Origin of the sequence: Ornithinibacillus proteolyticus (assembly GCF_039581225.1) — a bacterium.
Taxonomy (GTDB): Bacteria; Bacillota; Bacilli; order Bacillales; family Amphibacillaceae; genus Ornithinibacillus; species Ornithinibacillus massiliensis.
On sequence record NZ_JBCPXV010000013.1, the window covers coordinates 21435 to 47800 of the forward strand.

Here is a 26366-nt window from a genome sequence, read left to right on the forward strand (position 1 = left end):
TATGTCTAAAGCCTAATCAACTAGATAATAAAGAATCGTAGACTTTCCTTATCGAATCAGAGGGATCTAGACCTAACTCCTCAGCCATTAACTTACAATAATCAAAATATAGCTTTATCGCATCAGAACGATTATTTTGCTTGAGAAGGATTTCCATGCTCTTCTTAATATTTTCATCTAAATATGGCTCTATCTTACGCTGAAACTGTAAGTAATAGAGTGCTTTCGTTAAATCTTTTTCTTCATAATATTGGATTATATCGTGGAGTAATCGCATGATGATGTGATGATATTCCTGGGTTTTTTCATATGCCCATTCATATCCATTCAATTCTAAATAAGGCTCTTGATATAAGTGTACTGCTTTTTCTAATTTCGTAATGTTTGATTCGTCGACACGCTCTAAATTATCTACTACATCATATAATTCATAGGCATCACAGGATTTTAGTTCTAGTGATCCTGAATTTATTAAGGTTCCTTCTATCTGGGATGATTATTTTAATAATTTGGACGATAGAATTAATGTCGGGTCATATCGGTTGGTCGTTACGGTACCGGAGGAGGATGAGTATGCTATTAGTGTCCAGTCCATCCGACATGCAAGTCAAATATACATAAACGGTGAGTTAGTGGGTGGACTAGGTACACCTTCATCAAATTCGGAGCAATATGAATATCGTGAAGGGAAATATATTGTTCGTGGGAAGAGTGAAAATCACCAATTGGATATAGTGGTCCATGTTGCGAATTCCTCCGTGATAAAAAATGGCGGAATAGTAAAATCGATAATGTTTGGTAAAGTAGACCCAGTATACGCTAATTCTGCTAAAGGTAAGTTCTTTGATGGTGTTGTTGTAGCTGGTTATCTCATACTAGGTATTATCTTTCTATTTCAATTTTTACTGAATAAAAACGCTCGTAACGAATTGTATTTCTCTATCTTTTGTTTCTTACAAGGTATTTATGTATCCACACAGACATTCCAATGAACGTGTTATTAAGTATTCAATTGTCTTTCATTAGTCTAGCTGTTCTATTTTTCTTCTTATTCATTCGACATACCTTTCATTTTAATACAACACCTCGGTTAGTAAAATGGATGAAGTGGATTCTTCTAATTCAAACTATTTACTTTGGAATTCCCAAGTCGACTAACTATTTGAAGGAATTATCGTTCATCGTACAATGTACTTATATCGCCGTACTTTCGATGGTGTTTATTTACATTATTGTCATGATCATAAAGGCTTTCCGGCAAAAGGTAGAGGGATCTGACTATCTATTAGTCGCGACTACCTGTTTCTCAGCTTATGGTGCTACTTTAGCATTGGAGTTGCTATTCCAAATTAAAGTAGATCAGATTCCGGTGTTCTTATTTTTAATGATGACCATGACGTTTTCATTCTTTATCGGCTATCGTAGGAAGTTATCCTATGAGAAAATCGATAATCTGTCGAAGGAATTACTAGTGTTAGGGCAATTCAAGGATCAATTCTTGGCTAAGACAACAGAGGAGTTGAAGAAGCCTATATTTCAGATTACCCAGGATACGAATGCATTGATAGAGGGAAATAATGGTCCATTAAAAAAAGACCAATATGATTTGGTTTATCGAATGCATTATGCCAGCAAACGTTTACGTAAATTAGTGGATGATTTACTATTTTACGTGGGGAATATGAGCATTTGAACCTGGATGTAAAGCCGATTCGGTTAGATGTTATCAATGAGATAGTAGAGGAACAGAAGTATTTTCTAGGGGTCCAAAATCGGATTATTATAAAAAATCAACTAGCCCATGATTTACCCTATGTGTTAGCGGACAAAAATGGGCTACGGCAAATCGTCTTTCAACTTTTACAAAATGCGATTACCTATACGGAAGAAGGAACGATAACGATATCTGCCATCTATAAAGCAGATAAGGTCTTTGTATCGATTGCAGATACTGGGATTGGGATAGAAGAGCAATATCAGGAGCAAATTTTTGAGAGCTTCTTCCAAATAGCACGGCCGAACCGTATGCAGCAACAAAATTTAGGACTAGGCTTGAGTATTACGAAAAAAATAGTAGAATTAATGGATGGAGAAATTTCGGTTCACTCTACTCCAGGTAAAGGATCATGCTTTACATTTTCTTTACCAGTCTATCAGGCTCAAGAAGTAGCTGCTTCTGTTACTTATGAGGCCACTTAGGAAGAGCGTTACCCCATAAAACAGTACCCAACAGCAACATTCGAAAATTATACTCCTGTTAGACCATGATCATCAGCATCTTCGCTATATGATGAAAGTGCTGGTAAACAATGGTTATTCAGTTATTGGATGTACGAATAGTAGTGATGCGTATACGTTCTTCAAGCAGGAAGCGATTGATTTGGCAATCATTGATGGAGTAGCCGAGGACGGAGTAGGTCAAAAATTAACAAAGCAAATTCGAGATGAGTATGCGTTAGCTGAATTACCGATATTAATGTTATCTGTTACAGGTCAAAATATGCCGTATTATATTCAATTAGGTGCGAATGACGTGATAGCGAAGCCAGTGGAAATGAGGGAATTTATTTCAAGAGTTCAATCGTTATTATTAATTAAAGATTCATTTCGTAAGAGTATCCAAAGTGAATTGAACTATTACAGGGGACAAATAGCTCCACATTTTCTTTATAATACATTGAATACTATAATCGCATTAAGCTATGAAAATCCAGAGAAATCTCGTGAGGCCTTGGAGCATTTATCGATCTATTTTCGCTCGAAATTAGATTCTCAAATCCACCAGGAGCTGATTCCGTTAGCTAATGAAATTGAATTTGTTCAATCGTATGTGGCGATAGAGAAGCTTCGGTTTGGGGACCGACTACAGGTTATCTATGATATAGATGAGGAAATCGATATGGTGATTCCAACGATGACGATTCAGCCATTAGTTGAAAATGCCATTACTCATGGAATTTCCAAACAAAACCAAGGTGGAACCCTAACTTTCACTGTGAAGCGAGAGGATGGAATAGTTCTCATTATAGTCGAAGATGATGGGATCGGCATTCCAGAGGAAAAACAAGAAGAATTGCTTTACGGTAGTAGTAACAGATTAGGCTTTAAAAATCCATATGAAAAAATGAAATTAATTAAAAATACAACCTTTGAGTTAATCAGTAGTGAAGGCAAAGGAACGAAAATAATTATTCGAATGAAACAATGATGAGAAGCGGCTACGTTTAGGTTATATGACCTGAACGTAGCCGCTTGTTTGTAATAGTCGCGATTTATTTTTTGTTCCTAACGGAGGATTCATAATTTGCTGCAACATGTAAAAACTAAACGTGGAGGTGTTCTTTATGAGCAAGAAAAAGCTAAGTAGTGGTGGTTTTAGTGATGAGCAGGCAGTAAGAGAAAAGCTATCCAAGCAGTTCGATCATGAGTTTGCTAATGAGCCACTGACACCGAATGAGAAGTATAACAATAAAAAGACTAAAAAGCGTCAATAAAGGAGTAGTTACATGCCACGTCGTTATACGGAATCCATACCACATTACGATGGGAAACAAGAAAGTTTGCTATACCAATCATATGGTACGCAAATTGGGATGACCTCCCAAGTGGGAATGACTACCAATATTAATCGAAATGCCCTCGCTTCCTTCAACCAAATTAAGGATGAGAAACAGAAGCGATTTGAGGAAATGCATCGAGAGAAGCGGTTTGAATATTAGTGGGAGTGCTTGGCGTAAAGCCGAGCACTTTTTCTATTATGAGTGCCATATCATTTGCTTTGACTAATAACTTTGATGTATGGTAAAAATCAATTATGCTATCTCATTAAGGAGTCATAGTTTCGATGAAAATTACAAAAGTATTGAATAATAATGTCGTGATAACGGAAAATGACCAGAAGGAAGAATTGGTCGTGATGGGCAAAGGACTTGCTTTTCAGAAAAAGGTCGGTCAATCCATTGATCCGTCAAAAGTTGAAAAAACCTTTGTACTTCAGAACACAGGTATTTCCGAGAAGCTAGATCAATTGTTAAAGCATACATCAGAAAAATACTTGGACATTGCATATGAAATATTGCAATATGCCCAGTCTAAACTCCCATATAACCTGGACGAATATTTGTATGTTGCCTTAACCGACCATATAAGCTTTGCGATTAGTCGCCATAAGCAAGGGATACGTTTAAAAAATGCTTTATTATACGAAATTCGTAAAAATTATAAGCAAGAATATGAAATCGGTTTAAAGGCAATTGATTTTATTGAAGAAGAAACGAAGATACGTCTGGATGAAGATGAGGCAGCGTCGATTGCCTTGCACTTAGTTAATAGCGAAATTTCCGGAGAAAATATGGAAACTGCTATCCTTGTAACGGAGATGGTCAATAATATTCTTAATATTGTGAAATATACCTATCAAATGGAATTAGATGAGGACTCCATTAACTATGAACGCTTTCTTACGCATTTAAGATACTTCTCCATCCGCTTTATTCGGAAAGAAAAGACGGAAGATACTGTTGATGACTTCTTTGTGGAACAAATCCGTCAAAAGTATGTGAAAGCTTACCAATGCACAAGAAAAATAGCAACCTATCTTCAAAGTGAATTTAATTGGGAAATATCGAAGGATGAAGAAATGTACTTAACCGTACATATTCACCGTGTTACGTATCGCCAAAAAAATGGCTAACTATGAAAACGTTTAAAAAATGGTTGACTTAGGTTAAAAGTCATGGTAAATTGTAATTGTTAATTAATTAACACTAATTTAATAATAATTTTAGGAATGTTACCTATTTTGGGCATAACCTGAATTAATTTGATACACACGATAGCTATGCGTGTTTTCAAATTAGTTCAGGTTTTTTATTTACCAAAATAAAATTGAACATTCCGAAGTTTCAAAAATAAAATAGGGGAAAGAGAAGGTGGCCGATTATGAAATACGAACAATTGGCAAAAGACATTATTGCTAACGTTGGTGGAAAAGAAAACGTTAACAGTGTCGTACATTGTATTACAAGACTTCGCTTTAAATTAAAAGATGAAAAGAAAGCGAATACAGATGTGTTGAAAAATATGGATGGTGTCGTAACCGTTATGAAAAGCGGTGGCCAGTATCAGGTCGTGATAGGAAATCATGTGCCTGATGTGTATAAATCTGTAGTAGCTGTAGGTGGATTTGATTCTGCACAGCCAGTTGAGGCAGACAGTGGGGAGAAAGGGAGTCTATTCAACCGATTTATCGATATGATTTCTGGAATCTTTACGCCAATTCTTGGTGTGTTAGCAGCTTCCGGTATGATTAAAGGTTTCAATGCTTTGTTTGTAGCAATTGGTTGGCTTGATGAACAAGGTGGAACTTATGAGATTTTAAATGCTATAGGTGATGCACTATTTTACTTCTTACCGATCTTACTAGGTTATACGGCAATGAAGAAGTTTGGTGGAACACCGTTCTTAGGAATGGTTATTGCAATGGCACTTGTATATCCTGCACTGGAAGCAATTCCAAACGCTGGTGAGCCATTATACACCTTGTTCGCAGGTTCTATGTTTGAATCACCAGTTTATATTGAGTTCTTTGGAATTCCAGTAATCTTAATGACGTATTCGATGTCTGTTATTCCAATTATCCTTTCAGCATTTTTCGCAGCTAAGCTAGAAAAATTCTTTGCAAGAGTCATTCCAGACGTAGTAAAAATGTTCCTTGTTCCAATGTTTACACTATTGATTATCATTCCACTAACATTCATAATTATTGGACCTATCGCAACATGGGCAAGTCAATTACTTGGTCAAGCAACAATTTGGGTCTATGATTTAAGCCCAATTATTGCAGGGGCATTCCTTGGTGGATTCTGGTTAGTATTTGTTATGTTTGGTCTTCATTGGGGACTTGTTCCAATTGGAATTAACAACTTTACTAGCCAAGGCTGGGATCCAATTTTAGCGTTAATATTTGTTCACTCCTTTGCACTAGCAGGGGCAATCCTAGCAGTTTGGATTAAAACAAAAAATTCTAATACGAAAACACTAAGTGCACCAGCATTGATTTCTTCTATATTTGGTGTAACAGAACCGGCTATGTATGGTATTGCATTACCACTTAAAAAACCATTTATCTTTACCTTAATCTCATCTGCAATTGGTGGAGCAATGTTAGGGTTCTTCGGTTCAGTAGGTTATGTGATGGGTGGTTTAGGGATTTTCCAAATTCCTAGTTTCATATCCCCAGACGGTATTGATATGTCACTGATTGGCGCAATTATCGCGGCTGTAGTAGGATTAGTTCTAGCTTTCGTATTAACATTCTTCTTCGGAGGAATTAATAAAAATCAAGACGAAGCACCAACAGAAAAAGGAAATACTACGATAATTAACCGTAAAAGTGAATCTATTGTAAGTCCTTTAAATGGGGAAGTAAAAAACTTAGCAGATATTCAAGATGCTGCCTTTGCATCTGGAGCATTAGGTAAAGGGGTAGCGATTGAGCCAACAGAAGGTAAGTTATTTGCACCTGTATCTGGTACGGTTTCCGCATTATTCCCAACGAATCATGCGATAGGTATTACAACAGATGGTGGAGCAGAAATCTTAGTACACATTGGAATGGATACTGTTCAATTAGAAGGTAAATATTTCACTGCCCACACCACACAAGGTAACCGTGTAGAAAAGGGACAATTATTAATCGAATTTGATGCTAATGCTATTAAAGAAGCAGGTTTTGCTTTAACAACACCAGTTGTAGTAACCAATCAATATGACTATGAGATTACACTAGTAGAAGCAGATAAGATTCAATCACAAGATCCATTATTAGAAGTAACACCTAAGTAATAACAGTTCTGGCATTCGCCACTAGTAGACGAATGCCAGGTCTATACATGATGAAGGAGGAGTACAAAATGACGAAACAATTTCCAAAAGGATTTTTATGGGGTGGCGCTACAGCAGCGAACCAATTAGAAGGTGCCTATCAAGAAGGTGGAAAAGGGTTAAATCTAGCAGATGTTTTACCAGGAGGAAAAGCGAGATTACAACTACTTTCTCAAACAGGTTTTGACTTTGAAATTGATAAATCAACATATACGTATCCGAATCATGAAGGAATAGATTTCTATCACCGTTATAAAGAGGATATCGCATTGTTTGCTGAAATGGGCTTTAAAGTATTCCGTATGAGTATTGCCTGGAGTCGTATCTTCCCTAATGGGGATGAATTAGAACCAAGTGAGGAAGGCTTAGCATTTTATGACCGTGTATTCGACGAGCTAAATAAGCATGGAATTGAACCTTTAGTAACGATTGCCCATTATGAAACACCACTACATTTGATTAAAGAATATGGCGGCTGGAGAAATCGTAAATTGATTGGTTTCTTTGAGCGTTATGTAAGAACAATCTTTACTCGCTATAAGGATAAAGTTAAGTATTGGTTAACATTTAATGAAATCAATGGTGCAACCCATATGCCATTATTTGGACTTGGTTTCTCTCCGGAAAGTGAAGAAACACGCTTACAAGATAGCTTCCAAGGCTTACACCACCAATTCGTGGCAAGTGCACAAGCTGTAAAAATTGGACATGAAATTATTCCAGAATCACAAATCGGGTGTATGCTACTATATGCTCCTGTTTACTCATTTGATTCGAATCCGAATAATGTCATGCATGCTAGACAAGAATCGGATATCTTTAATTTCTTCTGCGGAGATGTTCAGGTTCGCGGGGAATATCCTTACTTTGCTAAGCGTTATTTCAAAGAGAATAATATTGAACTAGATATTCACGAAGGTGATTTAGAAACAATTAAAGAAGGAACAGTAGATTTCATCTCCTTCAGCTACTACATGTCTCGTACGGATAAAAAAGAGAAAACACCAGAAGAGCTAGGTGCAGGTAACTTAATCGGTGGCGTGAAAAATCCATTCTTAAAAGCAAGTGACTGGGGATGGGAAATTGATCCTGTTGGCTTAAGAGTTGCTTTAAATGAGCTATATGGCCGTTACCAAAAACCACTCATGGTTGTGGAAAATGGATTAGGTGCTTATGACAAAGTAGAAGAGGACGGATCAATCCAAGATGATTACCGTATCGATTATCTTCGCGAGCATATTGAGCAAATGGGCGAAGCAATTGAAGATGGTGTTGACTTAATAGGATATACAAGCTGGGGCTGTATTGACTTAGTAAGTGCATCATCAGGGGAATATTCGAAGCGTTATGGATTCATTTATGTAGATAAGCATGATGATGGTAGTGGTACACTAGAACGTAAACGTAAGAAATCATTCTTCTGGTATAAAGATGTCATTAGTTCTAATGGAGAAAACCTATAAAAATACTAAAGTCAGGGAGGGGTTTTCCTCTCTCTGATTGACTATAAGGAGGAGAAAAGATATGTCTGGATTTCCAAAAGGATTTTTATGGGGTGGCGCTATTGCAGCGAACCAAACAGAAGGTGCTTATTTAGAGGATGGGAAAGGATTAACAACAGTCGATTTACTCCCAACTGGAGATAAACGTTTTCCTGTAATGCTAGGAAAGCTTCCTTCATACGAACCTCTAGAGAACGAATTCTATCCATCCCATGAGGCAATTAATTTTTACCATCGTTACAAAGAGGACATTGCACTATTTGCAGAAATGGGATTTAAGACATTGCGTTTATCCATCTCATGGGCTCGAATCTTCCCAAATGGTGATGACACCGAGCCGAATGAAGCAGGACTGCAATTTTATGATGATGTATTTGATGAATTAAAGAAATACAATATTGAGCCACTAGTAACACTTGCTCACTTTGATGTTCCTGTTAATCTAGTAAAAGAATACGGTAGCTGGAGAAATCGCAAATTGGTAGATCTTTTTGAAACATATGCGAGAACCGTATTTACTCGTTACAAAGATAAAGTGAAATATTGGTTAACCTTTAACGAAATTAATATGCTACTCCATTTACCATTTGTAGGTGCTGGACTAGTATTTGAAGAAGGCGAAAATGAGCAACAAATCAAATATCAAGCAGCACATCATCAGCTTGTGGCAAGTGCTCTAGCAGTAAAAGCTGGCCATGAAATTATTCCAGATGCCATGATCGGATGTATGCTAGCTGCTGGGATGACTTATCCATATTCTAGTAATCCGGATGATGTAATGGATGCGATGGATAAAGACCGTGAATCCTTCTTCTTTATCGATGTACAGTCAAGAGGGGAATACCCAGGATATGCTAAACGCTTCTTCCAGGAGAATGGAATTGAACTAGAAATGAAAGAAAATGATGCAAACATTCTAAAAGAAAATACAGTCGATTATATTGGCTTTAGTTATTATTCAAGTCGTGTCACTAGTACTGATCCAAAGGTTCAAGAAAATCAAACAAGTGGAAATGTATTTGGCTCAATTAAAAATCCTTACTTAGAAACTTCAGAATGGGGATGGACAATTGACCCGAAAGGACTTCGTATTACCGCTAACCAATTATATGATCGTTATCAAAAGCCATTATTTGTCGTCGAGAATGGACTAGGTGCAGTAGATGTACCGAATGAGAATGGGGAAGTTATCGATGACTATCGTATTCAATATTTACAAGCGCATTTAAAAGAGTTGAAAGAAGCGATTCAAGATGGTGTCGATATCCTTGGTTATACGAGCTGGGGACCAATTGACATTGTTAGTGCCTCCACAGGTGAAATGAAAAAACGCTACGGCTATATTTATGTAGACCGTGATAATGATGGGAATGGAACATTAAAACGTACCAAGAAGAAAAGCTTTGATTGGTATAAGCAAGTGATCAAGACAAATGGAGAAGAGCTATAAGCAGGTAGTATAAACGGATAAGACCCCTATCATGTATAGGGAATCTTATCCATTTTTTAAAGGGGATTTTTACGTGAAATTAATTGCACTTGATTTAGATGGAACGACGTTTAACTCGAAAAAGGATATTAGTGAAGAGAATAGAAAAGCAATCCAAATGGCACAACAACAAGGACATATTGTGATGGTTCTATCAGGGCGTGCACCAAATGAGATTTTTCCTAGTTTGGAAAAGTATGGTTTACATTGCCATGTCGGAGCTAACAATGGCGCGTCTCTATACATTGACGGTCAACTAGTTAACTTGGTCAAGCTGCAACCAGAACAATGCTATAAAATAGCAAAGGAACTAGATAAAGAATACATTCCCTATACGATTTCTACACAGAAGGGTGTGTTTGCTCCTTTGGACTGGGAGCAGCGATTAGAAAGTATGTTTTCTTCAAGTACACGAAAACATGATGTTGACGATGGATTCGATCTAGAATTAATCAAAACCTTCCCCCTTGAATACGGGCATAAACATTTCAAGCAAATCGAGGATTTGATAAAGGACGAGACCAATACGATACTAAAATTTTTCGGCATTACACTAGATGTGCACCAAAAAGAGAGAATCGAAACGTTTCTCCATAAGCTAGATGATATTTCGATTGCTTCTACTTCTTTATACTTCGATATCATGCATCGTCACGCTAGTAAGGGAAATGCGCTAAGCTATATGGCAACATATTTTGAAATTCCACTAGAAGATACAGTAGCGATTGGGGATGAAAGTAATGACATTTCGATGTTTCAGACTGCTGGTCTAGCAGTTGCCATGGGAAATGCGAGTGACGAAGTGAAAAAGCATAGTGACGTTATTACGCTAACGAATGACGAAAATGGGGTTGCTTTCGCCCTGAATAAGTATGTGTTAGGTAACTAGAAGGGTTGATAAAATGAGGAAAATTATTTTTATGGATATTGATGGAACCTTGGTTAATGATAACGGTGTTATTCCAGAAACGGCCAAGCTTGCTGTACAACAGGCTCGGAAGAATGGGCATCTTGTTTTTATTTGTACTGGTCGGTCGAAAGCTGAGCTTTTCACCGAAATACTAGAAGTTGGATTTGATGGGATTATAGGGGCTGCTGGTGGCTATATTGAAATAGGGGAGCAGGTCATTTTTCATAAAACAGTAGCAAGAGAGGATGTCACACATCTCGTAAACTATTTTAATGAACACAAGATTGACTTTTACCTAGAATCAAATGGTGGCTTATTTGCTAGTAAGCACTGTAAGCAACATCTTGAGACGATTATTGAAGAAATCCTCATCGATAATCCTGATGCAAAGGAAGAAGTAGAAAAAGGGATACGTCCCTTTTATCATGCACTAATTGAAGGGGAAAATCTAATTCGTGAGGACATTAATAAGATTTCATTTCTAGGTTCTGCTATTCCTATCGATACTATTAGAAAGGAATTCGGTACGAAATTCACTGTCTTATCGAGTACGGTTCCTGTGTTTGGACGGAATAGTGGCGAATTATCGGTCCCAGGCATTAATAAGGCGACAGCCATCGCAACAGTACTAGAGTATTTAAATTTAGATAGAAACGATACATTTGGCTATGGTGATGGCATGAATGATTTAGAAATGATTGAATTCGTTCAGCATGGAATTGCCATGGGAAATGCGAAAGAAGCTCTAAAGCAAGCAGCAGATGATATTACGGATACACATGATGATCATGGTATTTTTAATAGTTTTAGGAAATATGGATTGATTTAGCACGGCTCGTGTGATTTCTAAGAAAAGGGTATTATAAAGCGAAAAAGCGATATTATACTGAAGTAAAAGAAGTAGTTAGTGGCACTTCCAGTTGTTTTACACAAACGGGAGGTGCTGTTTTTCTTTCGTGCTTTTTCCGTTTTAGGCACTAATAAATAGGTAAGTATCCTCGATTGATCTGGATGAAAAATTTATAAGAATGAATCTATCAAGTAGCCATCTCTCCCCTCTAGCATGTCTCCCTAAACCGTAAGCACATCTCACCCCCTCTTGACTATGGGGTTACTCCATACTTTAGGATATCCATAGTGATGAAATGGAAGGAAGGGACTTATATGGAAATGACAAGAGGGTTAGAAAAACAATACACACGGAAATCATTACTCGCATTCGCAGCTCCAACGATTGCAGTTATGCTATTTGTTTCTATTTATACGCTGGTCGATGGCATTTTTGTTGCACGTTATGTCAATGCAACTGCCTTATCAGCTATTAATATATTTATGCCAATTTATACCGTTATATTTGCTATTGCTTTAATGATCGGTACTGGAGGAAGTGCCATTATTGCTAAGAAAATGGGCGAGAATAACTACCAGGAGGCAAGAAGTAATTTTACATTTATTGTACTCTGTGGAATTACTATTGGAATATTGATCATGTTCTTAGGATTATTATGTATCCATCCTTTACTAGAACTTCTAGGGGCAGGCGCAAGTAGTCAGCTTTTTGATTATACGTTAGCCTATGCGAAGATTCTATTAGCGGTTAGTCCATTGCTAGTTATCCAGATGATGTTTGAAAACTTTTTTGTCACCGCGGGAAGGCCAAAATTAAGCTTAGTTATTACCCTTATTGGTGGGTCAACCAATATTGTGCTAGATTACCTTTTTATTGTGAAAATGAATATGGGGGTTGAAGGTGCAGCACTCGCCACGGCAATTGGTATCGTGATTCCGGCAATAATCGGAATCGGATATTTTAGCTATTTCAAGGGAAGTGGTCTGTATTTTGTTAAGCCAAAGGTAGATGGGAAGGTTTTCTTGAAAACCTGTATCAATGGTTCATCGGAAATGGTGACAAACTTTTCATCTTCTGTTGTAGTGTTAGCGTTTAACCTATTAATGCTACATTATATTGGGGTAGACGGTGTAGCAGCTATTACGATCATGCTTTATGTCATGATGTTCCTAACTCCTATCTTTATGGGCTATTCAGTTGGCATTGCACCAATTATCAGCTATAAGTATGGGAGCCAAGATGTCGTGCAATTACGGTTTATTGTGAAGAGCAGTTTACGTGTGATTGTGATTTGCTCCGTTGTAATTGTTGGACTATCCTATTTGTTAGGACCATTTCTAATTGAAGTGATGGTGGAAAAGGACGGCAATGTGTATCAGATTGCTATAGAGGGCTTTCACATCTTTTGTATTAGCTTTTTATTTATGGGAGTAAACATTTTTACCTCGATGTTATTTACGGCACTTTCAAATGGAAAGATTTCTGCGATTATCTCATTCCTAAGAACGTTAGTCTTTGTTCTAATTGGATTACTGGTGCTTCCATTACTCTTTGGTGTTACTGGAATTTGGATTGCCCTACCTATAGCGGAGTTTCTATCTGTATTAGTATGTATGTTCTTTATCAAGAGATATCAAAACCGGTATCAATTTGTTTAATCGAATAGAGGGGATGATGTTTTATGCAGATTAATCCACAAATTCATTTAACAACCGGGCAATTTGCGAAATTAATGAATGTGAATAAGGATACGTTATTTTATTATGATAAAATTGGGATTTTCTCTCCAGAAATCGTGACGTCGAATGGATATCGGTACTACTCTGTATATCAATCGGATGTTTTAAATGTGATTTTGACCCTTAAGGAATTAGATATGCCACTAAAGGATATTAAAAAGTATCTAGATAAACGTTCTCCAGAGAAGTTAATTCACTTAATGGAGAAGGAAGAGCAAGTACTAAATACGAAAATCAAGCAGCTGGAAGTAATGAAAAAAATAGTAGCTGAAAAAATAGCGATCACGAAAAATGCGCTCTCTGTCAATACTTCAGAAATTACGATGGAATACAGAGAGAAGGATCAATTTATTGTGGTAACGGACACGAAGCCATTAACAAATGAGAAAAGTCTCTATGACTCCATACAGCGCCACAATACGTATCTAGAGGAAAATAATATTTTATCCTCGACGGAGGGGTGGATGATTCGAGTGGAGAAAGTGTTAAACGGTGATGCAGTTCAGTATGATTATCTTTATACGAAAGTGGAAGAGGCCACCTATGCGAATCAGAAGATGGAAAGAGGACATTATTTGGTTGCTTATCATGCAGAAGGTTATGCTACGATTGAGCAAACCTATAACAGGTTAGTCGATTACGCGAAGGAGTATAATCTTATGCTAATAGATTATTTCTATGAGGATATCTTATTAGATGAGTTATCTGTTGAGGGGTTTGAGAAGTATTTAATAAAGCTTTCTGTTCCGATAAAGAGTTAGTAGAAACGAAACTAAAACGAATCATTGCTATAGAAAAGTTGGTAGTATGACAGTAAATTCGTACACTATTTTTGGTGTAGATTTGCTGTCATACTGCTCCTTTAGGGTAGAAATGAAACCAACCACAGTGAAAAACTATCTAAATATAACGAATACGGGTAACAAATAGACGGATAGATGATATACTTACAATTGTCGGCTATTTCTCTTTACATTTTATAACTGTAATGGATAGCGTAACCAGTATAAAGAATAGCCTAAAATAATCATACGAGGAGTATACATAATGAAGAGAATTTTTTGGCTAGTGCTGCTAGCGGCTTTATTGTTTATGATTAGTGCATGTTCCGCACAGGATGAAAATCAGGAGGAGCATCATGCTGCTTCGGATGAAAATGTCGGTACAGAAAGCAATCCAAGCGATGAATCAGAAAGTGAGGAAGAAGCCTCAACATCGACACCTGACTCGGCAGACGGTGCATTAGATGTAGAAAGCTACTTAAATGAGCATTATGCAATGGAAAACCTACATTATGTAGCAGAAGCATGGGAAGATGCCGAGGTGGACAAGACGAATTATACCGTTAACATTCTTCCTGATACGAAAGAATTTGGGCAAGAAATAGATGCTATTTTTAAAAATGGCTCGCCTAATGTCGATGATGAACGAACAATAGAAATGTTTGCTATGGCGGAGAAGATAATGGATGATATGCCTACGATTGACGAGACGATTCACATTGATTCCGTTAATTGGGTGTCATATGATGGAAGTAATTCGGTTATGTTAATACAAGATTATGAGAATAGTAATGTACAAGAAGGGAATCAGGATAGCGTACTAACGCAATACTCTAGTGAACAAATCGAATATGCTCGGGTTTGGTTGCAGCTTGGACCTAACCAGGATATTGATGGATTGTATGTTAACTATATTCCAGCTGGTACACCGATTAACCCGATTGATGAGACCAGTGCTAGCTATCCAGAAGATGTTATTCAGCTATCGGGTTCTCGCTTAGTGGATGGTTCGGTAACGTATAGTGGTAATGGAGATGGAACGATTAATATATACAATGTTCCTTTACGCTGGGATGGCCAGTACCCTGCAGGTGAGAAATTCTATACCGATATCATCGACAATACAGCATTAGTGTATATTGACCCAGGTAGTGATGAAAAGGTGGCGGAGCTCATCAAGTTGCTACAGGTTAGTGAATAAAAAAAGCTGGAGGATTACTCCTCCAGCACTAAAGCAACAAGCTGATCCCCCTCATCGAGCGTGAGTTTTTCCTTCAACGTAACCAAGACAATGTTGCCATTTTTCTTTTTAATACATAATGGAGTACCTGTAAATGGCAGGTCTTCCTTAAGGACAGTCTTTTTCTCTTCAATAAAGAAATTCTTTAGTTGATAGCCAATATTAACCTTTTTGTTTAATTCGGTAAAGCTTTCTCCCTCGCCAAATAATAGGTTGGCTTTAATAGAAGGTGGGAGCTCTGCCCCTTTGGAATTCTGCCTTTTAGCAGGGAGGGCAAAGATATTTTGGTAGCCAAACTCTGGAATATACGATTGGCAAACGAGTGCATTGTATGCGACATCGCCTGTCATCGCTAGCATCCTATCATACGGAGTCATATCAATATCGAATTCGCTTTGCTCGGATAAAATTTCCCCATGATATGTTTCTATCCCTAATGTTCTTGCTTGGTGTAACCGGGTATTAGACGTATCGGTAATTAATACCGGTGTCCCCATCTCTTTTAAATGAGCGGCTAATGCAATGGAAAAACTGCTAGCCCCAACCATCACGACACCAGTTGATTCATTATTAGCCAAGCCTAGCTTTCTCGCGATTGGACCAATTGAAAATCCATGTGCACAAACCGTGATCAACACTAGTGCTAAGGTTAATGGTGTTAAGATAGTAGCATTGGAATAGCCATCCTCAACCAGTATTCCTGCAAAATAACCTGAAACCGTCAGTGCGACAATCCCTCTCGGTGCAATCCACCCAACTAGTGCTCTTTCTTTTAAGGTCATTTCTGTACCAATGGTGGAAGTCCAAATAGAAAACGGCCTTACGACAAACAACATAACAAGTACAAAGGCAATAATTGGCCATGTGAAGACATCAACTATCGTTTCTCTTGTAAGGGAAGCCGTAAGTAAAATAAACACGGTTGATGTAAGCATGACAGAAATGTTCTCCATGAAATGGGTCACACTACTGATAGAGTGAACATATTTTTTCGTTCTTGCGAGTGTTAATCCCATCACCGTAACAGCCAGCATCCCAGTTTCATGCATAATCGATTCTCCGATGGTAAAGCAAATGAGCACGAAACAAAAGATGATAGGAGACTTTAGGTATTCAGGGAACCAGCCTTTTCCTGCTAGAAAACTTACTACTATTCCAATCACAATCCCCACTACCACCGCTAAAAGGGAGTCAATAAAGAATGGAATAAAATTATGAAAGCTAAACGATTCTAATGATGTAATCTTAATAATCTCATAGGCAAAGAGGGCAAGCAACGGCCCGATTGGATCAACAATAATACCTTCCCACTTTAAGACAGAAGATACCCGTGAGGTTAATTTTGCTTGTCTTAATAAAGGGATAATAACGGTAGGACCTGTTACGACAAACAGGCCACCAATAATAAACGATATTTCTAAACTAAGTCCTGCAATGAAATGAGCAGCTAAGGAGCCACCAATCCAGGCTAACGTAGTACCAAACGTGACGATTCGGAATACCGACTTCGATACCCCCTTTAATTCCCGTACATCTAAGCTTGTACTACCTTCAAATAAAATTAATGCCACTGCAAGCGAGATAATGGGACTATAAAGACTCCCAAGCGCTTCTTGCGGATTAATTAATCCGAATACCGGACCAATTAATAATCCGGCAACAGACATGATGACAATAGATGGCCATTGAATTCTCCAGGCTAACCATTGTGATAAGATACCGAGTGAAATGACAATAACAATACTAATGAGTACAAATTCTGTATGAATATCTAGTCACCTTCTTATGTTATATGTAATGAATAAGCGTATTTTATCACTGGCTTCGTTCAATAGCTAATGTAATGTTTTATTTTTTTGCTAACATAGAAAAATGAATACGACTACTAACATCTTATCCCCAAATTCCTTTTCTATTAGGGTGAAAATAGAAAAGGAAGCAGGGCAGACGAGTTCTTTCGTTAGTTCTTTGCAAATTCACCATCAATTTCAACGGTTTGAAAGATGTTAATAAACGCTTTGTCATCGTGTTGACGAACGATTTCTTTAATTTTCACGGTCTCATAACGGGTCACGACCATCATTAGAATTTGTTTCTTTTCTTCTGTATAACCACCGAATCCCTCCGTAATCGTAATCCCACGATAAACGGATTGCAGTAATTCCTTTCTAATTTGATCTCCTTTTGATGTCACAATCTGCATGGTCAGTTTGATATGACTGGTGTGAATCGCATCGATAACTTTCCCGGTCAAATAAATAGATAAAAGGGTATATAATGCAATGTCCCAGCTAAAGATAGCACCAGATAAGAGGACAATGATACCATTCATTCCGGTAAGCAGTAGCCCTACACTAATATTACTATTACGGGAAATAATAATCGCGATAATGTCCAGACCACCAGAGGTTCCGGAATATTTCAGTATGATACCGACTCCAATTCCACCAATAATTCCTCCAAAGATGGTTGAAAGCAAAATATCATCCGTTATCGCAACTACCGGTAAAATATATAAAAAGAAAGATAGGGACACGACACAAATCAACGTATTCACGGTAATCCTCTTCCCTAATTTAACATAGCCCAATAAGAGTAACGGTAAATTAAAGATAAAGGTCAGAATTCCGATATCAAGTGGTGTAATGAGCCCAACCAAAATAGCTATCCCGCTAACGCCACTACTTAAGATACCAAAAGGGACCAGAAAGAAATTAAAGGCAAATGCAACAATAAAGGATCCGATGATGACGATTATATTTTTCATGATGTAACTCTCCCTAGTGTATGTAAATTAGTATCTTTAGTTAAAATTCTGCTGAATCATCTAAATGGGCGTTGTCTGCCTGTGAACTACTAATTTACAGAAATAATCAAGCTGTTTTCTTGCTCGCTGTATGGTTTCCTCATCTACTATTGGTATTTCCCTCTGTTTATTGATTGTTTGATCCAATAGGTAGAGGCCTTTTAAATTATGCGCCTTTAATGTGGCTAATAGTGGCTTCAGTGTATATTCGAGGGCTAAAAGATGGGAAGGACTCCCACCAGTCATAATCGGAAGGACTGGCTTATGCTTCAACACATCCTGTGGCAGAAGATCAATGAATGCTTTTAACACCCCGGAATAAGCTCCCTTATAAACAGGTGACCCAATCAGGATACCGTGGGCATTTTCGATTAATGCTGTCATTTGTTTTATTTTTGGACTGTTTATATTCATGTCAAAAAGATCTTGATAGGCTACATCCTTTACCGACATATGGGTGACTGAAAATTGTCTCTCATGTAATAGGCTCCCGAAATAACGTAATACCTGCTCAGAGCCAGATAATGTAGCAGTACTACCAGAAATTATCACAATCTCACTCATTCCTATTCTCATCCTTTCCTATTTCCTTGCATTGATTCATTAGAAAACGCACATTCGGCCCTTTTCGTGAATGTGTTTTTTCTTAGCATATACTTACTATCAGCAAAAAAATCCCTTATTCTTCTAATGAGAATAAAGGGATTTTACATTGTTGTATGTAATCTCTTATCTCCCAAGAATAATCTCGTCGGAATTAGCACCTTTCTGACATGATATATCAGAGGTTGCTGAAGCGTCATCGGGCCTGGTCCCTCGACTTCTCTTGATAAGAAGTAGTGGTGTGCAATTATTGTTATATTCTATTCGAACAATTCCTATCAGTCAAGTAGGAATTAATGATTGACAAGGTGGAAAGGGTTACTTTATGATAGAGGAAATAATCAAATAATTTTTGATCTTATCAAGAGAGGTGGAGGGACATGGCCCTTTGAAGCCTCGGCAACAGGTTCTTTCATAAGAATACTGTGCCAATTCCATCAAGCAATTGCTTGGAAGATAGGAGAGTGCATACTTATTTTTAGTCGTCATCTCTTTTCCTATCTAGGGAAGGAGATTTTTTTGTTTTACAGATAGAACACAAGTGGATGAGGAGGAAGTTTTATGAAGTACGGATTTTGGTTACCGATTTTTGGCGGGTGGTTACGTAATGTCGAGGATGAAAAGATGCCACCAACGTTTGACTATGCAAAGAAAGTAATTCAATCAGCAGAAAAATGGGGCTATGATACTACCTTAATTGCGGAGCTTTACTTGAATGATATTAAAGGCACAGACAAGGATTCCTTAGAGGCATGGTCTCTAGCCGCAGCTTTAGCAGCCGTAACAGAAAAAATCGAGATCATGACAGCGGTTCGTCCCGTGTTTCATAATCCAGCTGTTACAGCAAAAATGGCGGCAAACATCGACCATATTAGTAATGGACGCTTTACCTTAAATGTTGTTTCTGGCTGGTGGGCCGAGGAGGCGAAGCAATATGGTGGTGATTTTACCGCACATGATGAAAGATATGACCGAACAGCAGAGTTTATTGAGATTTTGAAAGGATTATGGACGGAGGAAACCTTCTCCTATCAGGGCCAGTTTTATCAAATAGAGAACACCAAGCTTTCCCCTAAACCTGTCCAACGGCCAAACCCAATTTTATATGCGGGTGGCGAAAGTGAGAAAGGGAAACAAGTCATTTCATCGCTTTGTGATGCGTATGTCATCCATGGACATACAGTGGAGGAGGCGCAAGCCAAGATTGCTGATATGAAACAGCGTAGACAAGAAGCAGGACGAGAGCCTTTCCGCACAATTGGCATGGCAGCCTACGTCATTTGTCGTGATACAGAGGAAGAAGCTCAGGAAGAATTAAAACGAATCACAACCGTAAACGACCTAAGTGGATATGCAGGATTTAAAGACTTTACATCGAAATCAGAGCTGGAACAGCAGATTCAACTACAGGATTATTCCGTATCCAATCGAGGAATTCGTCCAAATCTGATCGGCACACCGGAGCAAATCGCGAAACAAATCATCGCCTTTGAGCAGGTAGGGGTAGACTTACTATTGTTACAATGCTCCCCACAGCTAGAGGAATTAGAGCGATTCTCAAAACAGGTAATGCCTAAAGTAGAAGAATTGCGCTCCGCATTAACAAATTAGAAGCAGGGGGTTTTTTATGATGAGTAAAATTTATGTGATACATGAGAATAGCCGAATGGACCGAGCATTTATTCAAGCGATTGGAAGAGTTAGATTTACCCTATGAAGATTGGAATCTAGTACATGGCACGGTGGACCTTACCTCCGTTCCACCTGAAGGAGTTTTTTATAGCCGTATGAGCGCCTCCTCCCATACAAGGGGACATCGCTTTGCCCCAGAATTAACAAGTGCGGTTCTTTCCTGGTTGGAGCATCATGGCAGGGTCGTCATTAATGGAAGTCGTGTGCTCCAGCTAGAAATAAGTAAGGTCCTACAATATTTGGAGCTTGAGAAATTCGGAATTAAGACCCCGAGAACGATTGCCGCAGTTGGAAAAGCTGATATTTTAAAGGCAGCGAAGGCATTTGAAGGGAAGAAATTTATTACCAAGCATAACCGAGCAGGAAAAGGGCTTGGTGTACAACTTTTCACTTCGGTGGAGGCATTAGAGCAATATTTAGACGGGGATAGCTTTGAAGAACCAGTCGATGGTATCACATTGCTTCAAGATTATATCGAGTCCCCGGAATCCTATATCACGCGTTGTGAATTTGTTGGCGGGAAATTTCTCTACGCCGTTCGCGTTGATACGTCAGAAGGTTTTGAACTATGTCCGGCAGACGCATGCACAATAGATGATCTCTTCTGCCCAGTAGGCGAAGAAAGCTCCCAACCAGCAAAATTCCAGATAAGAGAAGGATTTAACCACCCGATCATCGAAAAATATGAACAACTACTAGCAGCTAATCACATTCATATCGCTGGAATTGAATTTATTGAGGATAAAGATGGCAATATTTTTACCTATGATATTAATACGAATACAAATTATAATAGCGAAGCAGAAGCAAACGGTGGGGTATATGGAATGCTTGCGGTTGCAGAGTATTTAGGGAAGGAATTGGCGAAGGTTGTGGAGTTGGTAGATTTGTAGAGTGTGTGGGTAGGCTTGGGCTCGCGCGGGTGTAGGTGTATTTCGCGCGAGAAAGGATAAGTGTCGCGCGAGGAATAGTGAAAAAAGCGCGAGCCTGGAGTGAAATCGCGCGGGGTAGTGAATGTGGCGTGAAAGGTGATGGGAGTCGCGCGAAAATGGGAGAAAGTGTCGCGAGTTAAAGGGTTTCTCGCGCGAAAAGGGTAGAAAGTCGCGCGAGAGTAAGTTTGATTGAGAACGGAAAGTAGAGTTCGCGCGGGGAGAAGTAAAAAAAGCGCGAGCCTGTGGAGAAATCGCGCGGGGTAGTGAATGTGGCGCGAAATAGGATAAGGTTCGCGCGAAAAGGGAAGAAAGTGCCGCGAGTTTAAGTGATTCCCGCGCGAAAAGGAATGAATCTCGCGCGAAGTAGTAGTAAAACTTCGCGCGATTTCTTTCCATGTATAAATGAATTAAAATGCTGCGGTCCATCCACCATCTGCGGTGATGACTGTACCATTTACAAAGCTAGATTCGTCGGATGCTAGGAATAATGCAACTTGTGCTACTTCTTCAGGTTTTCCAATGCGTGGGATAACACCTTGGACTGGTTTGGTGCGCTCCATTCCAAATGGGTTAATGTTTTTCATGGATGCAGAAATGTTGGTTTCCACTGCACCTGGAGCTATTGCATTACAGCGGATGCCTTTTTGTGCATACATGTAGCCGGTATTTTTAGTAAGACCAATTACCGCGTGTTTAGAGGCTCCGTATGTTGCACCAGCATGGGCACCATTCATGCCACCTGTTGAAGCGGTGTTGATGATGTTGCCTTTTCCTTTTTCCAAGAAAATAGGAATGGCTTTGCGCATGGCACGCATAACACCCTTCGTATTAATGTCGAAAATTAAATCCCAACGCTCGTCCAAAATATCGCCAACAGGTTCAAAGCCATCCATAATACCAGCATTGTTAACTAAAATGTCTAATGTTCCAAATTCATTTACTGCTGTGTCAATCATGTTATCGATGTCTTCTTGTTTTGCGACGTTTACTTGAATAGCCTTCGCTACTCCACTGTTTTCTTTGATACCGCTTACAACCGCTTCCGCACCGTCCAGGTTTAGATCGGCAACAATCACTTTAGCACCTTCACTAGCATAAAGCTCTGCAATAGCCTTCCCCATTCCAGATGCTGCACCAGTTACAACGGCAACTTTGTCTTTTAATTTCATGTAATCTCCTCCTATACTTGTCAAAAATAATGAACATGTGTACAGTAAAATTATACGACAGCTCTTCGTGATTAACAAACAACGAAAAGTCGGAAAAACGTTGATTAGTCAACACTTTAGGAAGCATATGTTGATTTTAGGGGTGAAAAAATTTGAAACATGATTTAAGAGTGATCAAAACGCAGGAAAGTTTACGCCATGCTTTGTTGGAATTATTGAAAAAGAAGCCTTTAGAGGATATTTCGGTAGCGGAGTTATGCCGCTTAGCACAGATTAATCGTGGGACATTCTATTCGCATTACAAAGATGTGCATGAAGTATTTAAGCGCTATTTAGAAGTGATTGTGGATGATTTTAGACGGGCTTACGAGGAACCGTATCTTAAAACAAGTTTTAACATAGAAAAAATGAGTGCAGACATGATCCAAATTTTCCATCATGTGAAAAAATATCAATCCTTTTATCAAATTGTCTTTGACCGACAGATTCCGATGATGTATTATTATTTGCTTTTTGATACGGTTCGTTCGTTTATACAAGAATCACTTGAGCAGTCAAAGCTAGTACCGGATAGTACAGTACATATCGATTATTTAATTAGCTACCAGTCCAATGCCATCCTCGGATTGTTAATGGAATGGCATCGACAGGATTACCAATCATCCGCTGAAGAATTAAATGAACAATTAATCATGATTCTCTCGCTTAATAGCCCGTTTCGAGCAGGGCGGGGTTAGGATATATTTGTTTTTAAAAATTCCATATCTTCTTTGGTCAAGGGCTGTTGGTTAATGGTTAGGGAGCTTGGCTTGGTGATGTATCCATTCTCTAAATCTTTTTCTGGTAGGTAGCTCGGAATGGGGTAATCGACCAGGTTTCCGGCAATATCATAAAAAAGATAGCCCTCTTTTTCGTCGTAAAGAAATGAGTTAATTTTCATATTTGGTGTTATAAATAAGGTCATTTTCTCCTCATCATTCCAAATCATCTTGATGAGGACTTTTTATTTAGTTTCTTTTCTACTAATGCTTTCCATGTGGTTAATGAGATTTCCATTGTTGTTCCTCCGAGTTATTGATGTGTTTTAGTTTACCACGAATGAGGTAATTATTCTCTTCTCATACTATAGATGGATGTCTTATTACGGTCATAAGGAAGATGAACTGATGGAAGAATTTAAGTTAACCGCGGAGGATGGGCTAGAATTATCTGTAGCGTTGTTTGAGGCAGTTAGTCTGCGGGAGTATGAGCCTGCTTCGGGAGAATATGTGGCCGTGTGGGGAGAGGATGAGCCCGAAGTGAGAGAAGATGCGCCCGTGCGGGGAGAGGATGAGCCCAAAGTGGAAGAAGATGCGCCCGTGCGGGGAGAGGATGGGCCCGAAGTGAGAGAAGATGCGCCCGTTCTGCGAGAAGATGAGCCCGAAGAGGAGGAAGATGCGCCCGTCCAGCAGATACATGAGCCCAAAGTGAGAGAAGATGCGCCCGTCCTGGGAGAGAATGAGCCCAAAGCGGAAGGAGATGCACCTGCCCTCCGGATACATACGCCCAAAGTAAAAGAAGATGCGCCCGCCCCGCAAGAACATACTAAGAAATCAAAAGCAATAGTTCAAATCATTCATGGTGCGAACGAGCATAAGGAACGGTATTATGATTTTGCTAACTATTTGGCTAGGCATGGGCTAACTGTCATTATTTCCGATACACGGGGGCATGGTTATTCTGTTAGTAAGGATTATCCATTAGGGTATATGAATGGTGTGGAAGAGATTGTGGCAGACCAGCTTCTTATTACGCGCTATGTGAAAGAGCGGTTTCCTAATCAGGATGTTTATTTAGTTGGTCATTCCCTTGGGTCTATCTTTGCTAGATGTTATCTGCAGGAGCATGATCATGAGATAAAGAAGCTAGTATTAAGTGGAACCGCTAATTATGTACCAGGGGTTAGCCTTGCTCTTATGATTGGTAGCGTGCTTTCGTTTTTCTCTGGTAGGCATGGCTATAGTAAAATCCTCCGTGATATGGGTGGCAATAGCGAGGACAATTCCTGGCTTAGTTATAATGAGGAAAATATCGAGAATTATCTTCTTGATCCTTTGTGTAATTATGAATATCAAAACAGTGCCACCTTAACGGTATTTAGCGCAGATCGTGAGCTACATCGCTTTCACAAATATCAATGCAGGAATCCGGAGCTGAAGATTCTTAGTATCGTTGGGGCTGAGGATCCGATTACAGGTGGAGCGAAAGGGTTGATGGATTCTTTAGGTTCTTTGCGAAAAGTGGGGTATAAGCATATTACGAGTAAGGTGTATCCGAGGATGAAGCATGAGGTGTTGAACGAGGTGGAGAATGCGGTTGTTTATCGGGATGTGCTGGAATTTTTGTTGGAGTGAATATTCTTAATGCCGTTATAGGGCTGTCAGTTTTCTATGCTAATGTAGTCGCTACAAGCAATCTAAGTTGGCCATTTTGATGTATGATGAAAAAAGAAGTAAGCGCGATTCATTGGACTTGGGGCGGTTACTTCTTTTTATATTGGATATGGAATTTTCCGTAAATGCTAGACAAAATGGAGCATCTAGGATGCGGAATTATCTTTTCCTCGCTTCTTCTCGATAAAAATCCAAGCATAGTAGAATACCCAAAATAATAGGACTACTAGTGTTGCGAAATATTTTTGACCTATAGGAAGATAAATTGCCAATAGAACAGCAATGATGAGAAAGGGTGGTAAAAGTATTCCGTATTTTTTCCAGTGCATAGGATGTTCTCTCCTTTATCATCACATTTTACCACAAATAAACAGATTATTCTTTCATTATCCTGAGAACTTTTCTCTAAAATAAGCAGCAGCCTGTATCATCTTAGCCCCATACCAAAACATCTCCCCGTCGACAATGACTGGTTTTACATCGGGTAACATCGCTTGAAATTCTGTTATATGTTTTTCCCGGAATGGGTATGGTTCGGTGGCTAATAAGATGAAATCAAGCTCTGCTTGGCGAAAATCTTCTTCTGTGACTGCTGGATATCTGCCTTCCAGCGCTGTGAAGGGGTTAGTAAAGCCCATTTCCGTAAGTAACGATTGAATGTATGTGTCTTTTCCCACGACCATGTACGGTCTTTGCCAAATGACATAGGCAGCGCGTTTGCCCTTTACATTTGGTAGATGTGAGATTTCGCGTTGAATTCCTTCTACTAGATTGGTAGATTCCACCTCTCGCTCCGTTAATCTTCCCACATCAGCAATCATCCGATAAACATCTGCAATGCTTTTCACTTCAAAGACGAAGACAGGGTAAAACTGCTCAAGTGTCTCGACAATCTCTTTCGTATTCTCTTCTTTTTCCGCGATAATAAGATCAGGCTTTAAATCATGAATGCGGTCAAGCTTAATTTCCTTTGTTCCCCCGATGTTTATCGCTTGTTGGACTTTGTCCTTTGGATGAATACAGAATCTTGTGCGTCCAACGATTTTATCTTCTAGTCCTAGGTGGTACATCGTTTCGGTGATGGCTGGGACTAGGGAGATGATTCGTTTTGGTGGGTGGGGGAGGGTTAGGGTTCGGTTTAGGTGGTCTTGGATGGTTTGCATGGGTGGGACCTCCTTTCGTCATAAAACTTAGAGATATTATAGCAAAATGATAAATGGAAAAGTAGGCTTTTTAACTACAAGGTTCAATATACAGTTAAAAATATATGCATTACTTTTTTTGCTTTATCCCATGGGTTTTCTTAATATTATACGATTAACATGATCGGAGAAA

Annotated in this window: 26 protein-coding genes, 1 pseudogene and 2 riboswitches; of the genes and pseudogenes, 19 read left to right on the top strand and 8 right to left on the bottom strand. The window is 38.8% G+C overall.

What is annotated here, in order from left to right; genetic code table 11:
* Positions 1–16 precede the first annotated feature (16 nt).
* A complete protein-coding gene (locus AAIB49_RS08235; protein ID WP_343457806.1) occupies positions 17–487 on the bottom strand; it encodes a bacterial transcriptional activator domain-containing protein in 471 nt (156 codons plus the stop codon).
* A gap of 22 nt (positions 488–509) precedes the next feature.
* On the opposite strand from AAIB49_RS08235, the gene AAIB49_RS08240 reads away from it, so the two are divergent.
* From AAIB49_RS08240 to AAIB49_RS19980, 15 genes are all read left to right on the top strand, one after another.
* Positions 510–992, top strand: coding sequence for a hypothetical protein (locus AAIB49_RS08240; RefSeq protein WP_343457765.1), 483 nt, complete (start codon positions 510–512; stop codon positions 990–992).
* On the top strand, positions 989–1693 hold the full coding sequence (locus AAIB49_RS08245; RefSeq protein WP_343457766.1) for a hypothetical protein: 705 nt from the start codon (positions 989–991) through the stop codon (positions 1691–1693). The genes AAIB49_RS08240 and AAIB49_RS08245 overlap by 4 nt, the downstream gene beginning before the upstream one ends.
* Positions 1690–2199, top strand: a complete 510-nt coding sequence (locus AAIB49_RS08250) for a sensor histidine kinase (protein ID WP_343457767.1) — start codon at positions 1690–1692, stop codon at positions 2197–2199. The genes AAIB49_RS08245 and AAIB49_RS08250 overlap by 4 nt, the downstream gene beginning before the upstream one ends.
* Before the next feature lie 55 nt (positions 2200–2254).
* Positions 2255–3208 (top strand): histidine kinase, encoded by a 954-nt coding sequence (locus tag AAIB49_RS08255; protein WP_343457807.1) that lies wholly within the window; start codon positions 2255–2257, stop codon positions 3206–3208.
* Between the two features lie 136 nt (positions 3209–3344).
* Positions 3345–3494: a small acid-soluble spore protein O gene (sspO, locus tag AAIB49_RS08260; RefSeq protein WP_343457768.1), complete on the top strand. Its 150-nt coding sequence runs from the start codon at positions 3345–3347 to the stop codon at positions 3492–3494.
* A 12-nt stretch (positions 3495–3506) separates the two neighbouring features.
* On the top strand, positions 3507–3719 hold the full coding sequence (locus AAIB49_RS08265) for a hypothetical protein (protein ID WP_343457769.1): 213 nt from the start codon (positions 3507–3509) through the stop codon (positions 3717–3719).
* Positions 3720–3844: 125 nt separating this feature from the next.
* On the top strand, positions 3845–4693 hold the full coding sequence (gene licT / locus AAIB49_RS08270) for a BglG family transcription antiterminator LicT (protein ID WP_343457770.1): 849 nt from the start codon (positions 3845–3847) through the stop codon (positions 4691–4693).
* 248 nt (positions 4694–4941) lie between these two features.
* Entirely contained in the window at positions 4942–6846 is a 1905-nt protein-coding gene (locus tag AAIB49_RS08275) for a beta-glucoside-specific PTS transporter subunit IIABC (RefSeq protein WP_343457771.1), read from the top strand.
* Positions 6847–6914: 68 nt separating this feature from the next.
* Positions 6915–8348, top strand: a complete 1434-nt coding sequence (locus AAIB49_RS08280) for a glycoside hydrolase family 1 protein (RefSeq protein ID WP_343457772.1) — start codon at positions 6915–6917, stop codon at positions 8346–8348.
* A gap of 61 nt (positions 8349–8409) precedes the next feature.
* Positions 8410–9837, top strand: a complete 1428-nt coding sequence (locus AAIB49_RS08285; RefSeq protein ID WP_343457773.1) for a 6-phospho-beta-glucosidase — start codon at positions 8410–8412, stop codon at positions 9835–9837.
* A 73-nt stretch (positions 9838–9910) separates the two neighbouring features.
* Positions 9911–10765 (top strand): Cof-type HAD-IIB family hydrolase, encoded by an 855-nt coding sequence (locus AAIB49_RS08290; RefSeq protein ID WP_343457774.1) that lies wholly within the window; start codon positions 9911–9913, stop codon positions 10763–10765.
* A gap of 13 nt (positions 10766–10778) precedes the next feature.
* Complete coding sequence (locus tag AAIB49_RS08295) at positions 10779–11615, top strand: Cof-type HAD-IIB family hydrolase (protein ID WP_343457775.1); 837 nt, start codon at positions 10779–10781, stop codon at positions 11613–11615.
* 311 nt (positions 11616–11926) lie between these two features.
* Entirely contained in the window at positions 11927–13294 is a 1368-nt protein-coding gene (locus AAIB49_RS08300; RefSeq protein WP_343457776.1) for an MATE family efflux transporter, read from the top strand.
* Positions 13295–13317: 23 nt separating this feature from the next.
* Positions 13318–14136 carry a MerR family transcriptional regulator gene (locus AAIB49_RS08305; protein ID WP_186869140.1) on the top strand — a complete coding sequence of 273 codons (819 nt, stop codon included), beginning with the start codon at positions 13318–13320 and terminating at the stop codon, positions 14134–14136.
* 286 nt (positions 14137–14422) lie between these two features.
* Positions 14423–15358, top strand: a complete 936-nt coding sequence (locus AAIB49_RS19980; RefSeq protein WP_481857852.1) for a hypothetical protein — start codon at positions 14423–14425, stop codon at positions 15356–15358.
* 14 nt (positions 15359–15372) lie between these two features.
* On the opposite strand, the gene AAIB49_RS08315 is transcribed toward AAIB49_RS19980, so the two are convergent.
* From AAIB49_RS08315 to ssuE, 3 genes are all read right to left on the bottom strand, one after another.
* The gene (locus AAIB49_RS08315; protein ID WP_339217813.1) at positions 15373–17166 is read right to left on the bottom strand and encodes a cation:proton antiporter; all 1794 of its coding nucleotides are present in this window, start codon (positions 17164–17166) and stop codon (positions 15373–15375) included.
* A gap of 191 nt (positions 17167–17357) precedes the next feature.
* Positions 17358–18164, bottom strand: a complete 807-nt coding sequence (locus AAIB49_RS08320) for a YitT family protein (protein WP_343457777.1) — start codon at positions 18162–18164, stop codon at positions 17358–17360.
* 60 nt (positions 18165–18224) lie between these two features.
* Positions 18225–18767 carry an NADPH-dependent FMN reductase gene (gene ssuE / locus AAIB49_RS08325; protein ID WP_339216333.1) on the bottom strand — a complete coding sequence of 181 codons (543 nt, stop codon included), beginning with the start codon at positions 18765–18767 and terminating at the stop codon, positions 18225–18227.
* A 162-nt stretch (positions 18768–18929) separates the two neighbouring features.
* Positions 18930–19039: riboswitch (SAM riboswitch) on the bottom strand.
* A 122-nt stretch (positions 19040–19161) separates the two neighbouring features.
* Positions 19162–19269, top strand: a riboswitch (SAM riboswitch).
* Positions 19270–19367: 98 nt separating this feature from the next.
* Between ssuE and AAIB49_RS08330 the strand changes: the two genes are divergently transcribed.
* Positions 19368–20417: an LLM class flavin-dependent oxidoreductase gene (locus AAIB49_RS08330; protein WP_343457778.1), complete on the top strand. Its 1050-nt coding sequence runs from the start codon at positions 19368–19370 to the stop codon at positions 20415–20417.
* A 19-nt stretch (positions 20418–20436) separates the two neighbouring features.
* A pseudogene (locus AAIB49_RS08335) lies at positions 20437–21391 on the top strand (ATP-grasp domain-containing protein).
* Between the two features lie 446 nt (positions 21392–21837).
* Here the strand turns inward: AAIB49_RS08335 and AAIB49_RS08340 are convergent.
* On the bottom strand, positions 21838–22599 hold the full coding sequence (locus tag AAIB49_RS08340) for an SDR family oxidoreductase (RefSeq protein ID WP_343457779.1): 762 nt from the start codon (positions 22597–22599) through the stop codon (positions 21838–21840).
* Positions 22600–22751: 152 nt separating this feature from the next.
* Between AAIB49_RS08340 and AAIB49_RS08345 the strand changes: the two genes are divergently transcribed.
* Positions 22752–23336, top strand: coding sequence for a TetR/AcrR family transcriptional regulator (locus AAIB49_RS08345; protein WP_343457780.1), 585 nt, complete (start codon positions 22752–22754; stop codon positions 23334–23336).
* Here the strand turns inward: AAIB49_RS08345 and AAIB49_RS08350 are convergent.
* On the bottom strand, positions 23333–23563 hold the full coding sequence (locus AAIB49_RS08350; protein WP_343457781.1) for a hypothetical protein: 231 nt from the start codon (positions 23561–23563) through the stop codon (positions 23333–23335). The two genes, AAIB49_RS08345 and AAIB49_RS08350, sit on opposite strands and share 4 nt — an antisense overlap.
* Positions 23564–23765: 202 nt before the next feature.
* Here AAIB49_RS08350 and AAIB49_RS08355 point away from each other — a divergent pair, with 202 nt between their 5' ends.
* A complete protein-coding gene (locus AAIB49_RS08355; protein ID WP_343457782.1) occupies positions 23766–24992 on the top strand; it encodes an alpha/beta fold hydrolase in 1227 nt (408 codons plus the stop codon).
* Between the two features lie 185 nt (positions 24993–25177).
* On the opposite strand, the gene AAIB49_RS08360 is transcribed toward AAIB49_RS08355, so the two are convergent.
* Both AAIB49_RS08360 and AAIB49_RS08365 read right to left on the bottom strand, forming a co-directional pair.
* Positions 25178–25360, bottom strand: a complete 183-nt coding sequence (locus AAIB49_RS08360; RefSeq protein ID WP_343457783.1) for a hypothetical protein — start codon at positions 25358–25360, stop codon at positions 25178–25180.
* 57 nt (positions 25361–25417) lie between these two features.
* Positions 25418–26194, bottom strand: a complete 777-nt coding sequence (locus AAIB49_RS08365; protein WP_343457784.1) for an ABC transporter substrate-binding protein — start codon at positions 26192–26194, stop codon at positions 25418–25420.
* Positions 26195–26366 lie beyond the last annotated feature (172 nt).

Bases quoted from the DNA above. Each gene is read 5' to 3' on its own strand.
- AAIB49_RS08340 (WP_343457779.1), bottom strand. From the start codon at position 22,599: ATGAAATTAAAAGACAAAGTTGCCGTTGTAACTGGTGCAGCATCTGGA.
- AAIB49_RS08360 (WP_343457783.1), bottom strand. From the start codon at position 25,360: ATGCACTGGAAAAAATACGGAATACTTTTACCACCCTTTCTCATCATT.
- AAIB49_RS08365 (WP_343457784.1), bottom strand. From the start codon at position 26,194: ATGCAAACCATCCAAGACCACCTAAACCGAACCCTAACCCTCCCCCAC.
- ssuE (WP_339216333.1), bottom strand. From the start codon at position 18,767: ATGAGTGAGATTGTGATAATTTCTGGTAGTACTGCTACATTATCTGGC.
- licT (WP_343457770.1), top strand. From the start codon at position 3,845: ATGAAAATTACAAAAGTATTGAATAATAATGTCGTGATAACGGAAAAT.
- AAIB49_RS08320 (WP_343457777.1), bottom strand. From the start codon at position 18,164: ATGAAAAATATAATCGTCATCATCGGATCCTTTATTGTTGCATTTGCC.
- sspO (WP_343457768.1), top strand. From the start codon at position 3,345: ATGAGCAAGAAAAAGCTAAGTAGTGGTGGTTTTAGTGATGAGCAGGCA.
- AAIB49_RS08305 (WP_186869140.1), top strand. From the start codon at position 13,318: ATGCAGATTAATCCACAAATTCATTTAACAACCGGGCAATTTGCGAAA.
- AAIB49_RS08355 (WP_343457782.1), top strand. From the start codon at position 23,766: ATGGAAGAATTTAAGTTAACCGCGGAGGATGGGCTAGAATTATCTGTA.
- AAIB49_RS08300 (WP_343457776.1), top strand. From the start codon at position 11,927: ATGAAATGGAAGGAAGGGACTTATATGGAAATGACAAGAGGGTTAGAA.
- AAIB49_RS08285 (WP_343457773.1), top strand. From the start codon at position 8,410: ATGTCTGGATTTCCAAAAGGATTTTTATGGGGTGGCGCTATTGCAGCG.
- AAIB49_RS08275 (WP_343457771.1), top strand. From the start codon at position 4,942: ATGAAATACGAACAATTGGCAAAAGACATTATTGCTAACGTTGGTGGA.
- AAIB49_RS08350 (WP_343457781.1), bottom strand. From the start codon at position 23,563: ATGACCTTATTTATAACACCAAATATGAAAATTAACTCATTTCTTTAC.
- AAIB49_RS19980 (WP_481857852.1), top strand. From the start codon at position 14,423: ATGAAGAGAATTTTTTGGCTAGTGCTGCTAGCGGCTTTATTGTTTATG.
- AAIB49_RS08330 (WP_343457778.1), top strand. From the start codon at position 19,368: ATGAAGTACGGATTTTGGTTACCGATTTTTGGCGGGTGGTTACGTAAT.
- AAIB49_RS08265 (WP_343457769.1), top strand. From the start codon at position 3,507: ATGCCACGTCGTTATACGGAATCCATACCACATTACGATGGGAAACAA.
- AAIB49_RS08280 (WP_343457772.1), top strand. From the start codon at position 6,915: ATGACGAAACAATTTCCAAAAGGATTTTTATGGGGTGGCGCTACAGCA.
- AAIB49_RS08295 (WP_343457775.1), top strand. From the start codon at position 10,779: ATGAGGAAAATTATTTTTATGGATATTGATGGAACCTTGGTTAATGAT.
- AAIB49_RS08245 (WP_343457766.1), top strand. From the start codon at position 989: ATGAACGTGTTATTAAGTATTCAATTGTCTTTCATTAGTCTAGCTGTT.